General features: G+C 69.6%; 3 protein-coding genes. All 3 read right to left on the bottom strand.

Translation table 11 applies throughout. From position 1 onward, the window contains the following. Positions 1-12: 12 nt before the first annotated feature. Genes ACJA3G_RS35410 through paaC form a run of 3 tightly spaced genes read right to left on the bottom strand, consistent with a single transcriptional unit; the run spans position 13 to position 2,282 of the window. A complete protein-coding gene (locus ACJA3G_RS35410; protein WP_406557132.1) occupies positions 13-1,068 on the bottom strand; it encodes a 2Fe-2S iron-sulfur cluster-binding protein in 1,056 nt (351 codons plus the stop codon). Beyond that, positions 1,069-1,587 carry a 1,2-phenylacetyl-CoA epoxidase subunit PaaD gene (gene paaD, locus ACJA3G_RS35405; protein WP_406557131.1) on the bottom strand — a complete coding sequence of 173 codons (519 nt, stop codon included), beginning with the start codon at positions 1,585-1,587 and terminating at the stop codon, positions 1,069-1,071. Then, positions 1,581-2,282: a 1,2-phenylacetyl-CoA epoxidase subunit PaaC gene (gene paaC, locus ACJA3G_RS35400; protein ID WP_406557133.1), complete on the bottom strand. Its 702-nt coding sequence runs from the start codon at positions 2,280-2,282 to the stop codon at positions 1,581-1,583. The genes paaD and paaC overlap by 7 nt, the downstream gene beginning before the upstream one ends. Positions 2,283-2,306: the final 24 nt, after the last annotated feature.

The raw sequence follows: 2,306 nt of genomic DNA, 5'->3' as shown, positions 1-2,306 counted from the left end.
TCCCCGTCCCCCTCACCGATCGAAGTCCAGCTCCACTTCCTTCGTAGCCGGGCGGGACTGGCAGGCCAGCACGTAGCCCGCCTCCGTCTCGTCCTCCTCCAAGGCGAAGTTGCGGTCCATCCGGACCTCGCCCTTGACCAGGAATGCCCGGCAGGTGCCGCAGACCCCGCCCTTGCAGGCGTACGGGGCGTCCGAGCGTGCCCGCAGCACGGTGTCCAGGAGCTTTTCGCCGTCCTGGACCGGCCAGGTGCCGGAGCGGCCGTGGAGTGTCGCGGTCAGCGTGGCGTGCGCCGGGGCCGTGGCCGCCGCGGTGCTCTGCGCCGGTGCCTCGTCGACGTGGAAGATCTCCTCGTGGATTCGGCCGCGGGCGACGCCGAGTTCGCGCAGGGCCCGTTCGGCGCCCTGGACCAGGCCGAACGGTCCGCACAGGTACCAGCCGTCGACTTCCTCCACCGGAAGCAGTGCGGGCAGCAGGGCCGTCAGCCGTTCCTGATCGAGCCGGCCGGAGGGCAGTCCGGACTGCTGCTCCTCCCGGGAGAGCGCGGTGACCAGCTGGAACCGGTCGGGGAAGCGGTCCTTCAGGTCGGCTGTCTCCTCCAGGAACATGGTGGACGACACTGTGCGGTCGCTGCGTATGAGGCAGAAGCGGGCTTTGGGTTCCCGTTCCAGCAGGGTGGTGGCGATGGACAGTACGGGGGTGATGCCGCTGCCGCCGACGACGGCCACGAAGTATCCGGCGCGGGGCTCCAGGATGAAGCGGCCCATCGGCTCCATGACGTCGACCACGTCGCCGACGGTGAGTTCCTTGAAGGCGTACGTGGAGAACTCGCCGCCTTCGACGAGGCGGATGCCGACGCGCAGGACGGGTGTGCCGGGCTGTTCGACGGCGGGTGCGCAGATCGAGTACGTGCGGCGGATCTCCTGGCCCTGGACGGTGCGGCGCAGTGCGAGGTGCTGGCCGGGGCGGTGCCGGTAGGCCTCGCGCAGCTCCGGTGGCACGTCGAAGGTGACGGTCACCGAGTCGTCCGTGAGCCGTTCGACCTCGCTCACCCGGAGTGGATGGAACATCTACAACTCCTTGAAGTGGTCGAACGGTTCTCGGCAGGCGACGCAGCGGCGCAGTGCCTTGCACGCCGTGGAGGAGAACCTGCTCAGCAGCTCGGTGTCGGTGGAGCCGCAGTGCGGGCAGCGCACGGACAGGGTGAGGGCGATGGGGCCCTGGGTGTGCTGCGGCCGTGGGGGCGCTATGCCGAACTCGGCCAGTTTGCGGCGGCCCTCGTCGCTGATGTCGTCGGTCGACCAGGCAGGGGAGAGGACGCGGACGACTGTGACATCGGGGATTCCGTTGTCGTGCAGTACCTGTTCGATGTCGGCGGTCATCGCTTCTATGGCGGGGCAGCCGGTGTAGGTGGGGGTGAGGCGGACGGTGACCTTGCCGGGGCTCTCCAGGTGAACTCCGCGCAGTACGCCGAGTTCCTCCAGGGTGATCACGGGCAGCTCGGGGTCGGGGACCGAGCCGGCGAGCCGGGCGAGGTCCTGTTCGAGGGGGGTCATGGCGGCTGGGGCCGTGGTCGTGCCGGTCACCATGTCGCCCCCGGGTGGCTGCGGTGCAGGTGCTGCATCTCGGCGAGCATCCGGCCGAAGGGTTCGGTGTGCAGGCCCTGGCGGCCGGCTCCGGCGGCCCAGGCACCGGTCCTGGGGCTTTCGGGGACGGTGAGGGTGGCCTGTTCCAGGACCGAGGTGATGGAGGCCAGCCATGTCTTCTCGGTCTGCTGCCAGTCGATGTCGACGCCTTCGACGGGCTGGAACATCTCTCCGGTGAACCGCCACAGTGCTTCGCAGGCGCGCTGCATGCGGTGGTGGCTCTCTTCGGTGCCGTCGCCGAGGCGCAGGGTCCACTGTTCGGCGTGGTCCTGGTGGTAGGCGACTTCCTTGACCGCCTTGGCGGCCAGTCCGGCGAGGTCGCTTTCGCCTGCCGCGAGCTGTCCGTAGAGCAGTTTCTGGTAGGTCGAGAAGTAGAGCTGGCGGGCGATGGTGTGGGCGAAGTCGCCGTTGGGCTGTTCGACGAGCTGGAGGTTGCGGAAGGCCCGCTCTTCGCGCAGGTAGGCGAGTTGGTCCTCGTCGCCCGCGAGAGTGAGCAGGATGCGGGCCTGGCCGAGCAGGTCGAGCGCGATGTTGGCGAGGGCTACTTCCTCTTCGAGGACGGGGGCGTGTCCGGCCCACTCCCCCAGCCGGTGCGAGAGCACCAGTGCGTCGTCGCCGAGGGCGAGTGCGGCCGTGATCGCGGGGGCGGGCGTGGGCGTGTC

This window comes from Streptomyces sp. YS-3 (assembly GCF_045257485.1).
Lineage (GTDB): Bacteria > Actinomycetota > Actinomycetes > Streptomycetales > Streptomycetaceae > Streptomyces.
Note: the sequence above shows the minus strand (reverse complement) of the source record. Positions and strands in the feature narration are given on the sequence as shown.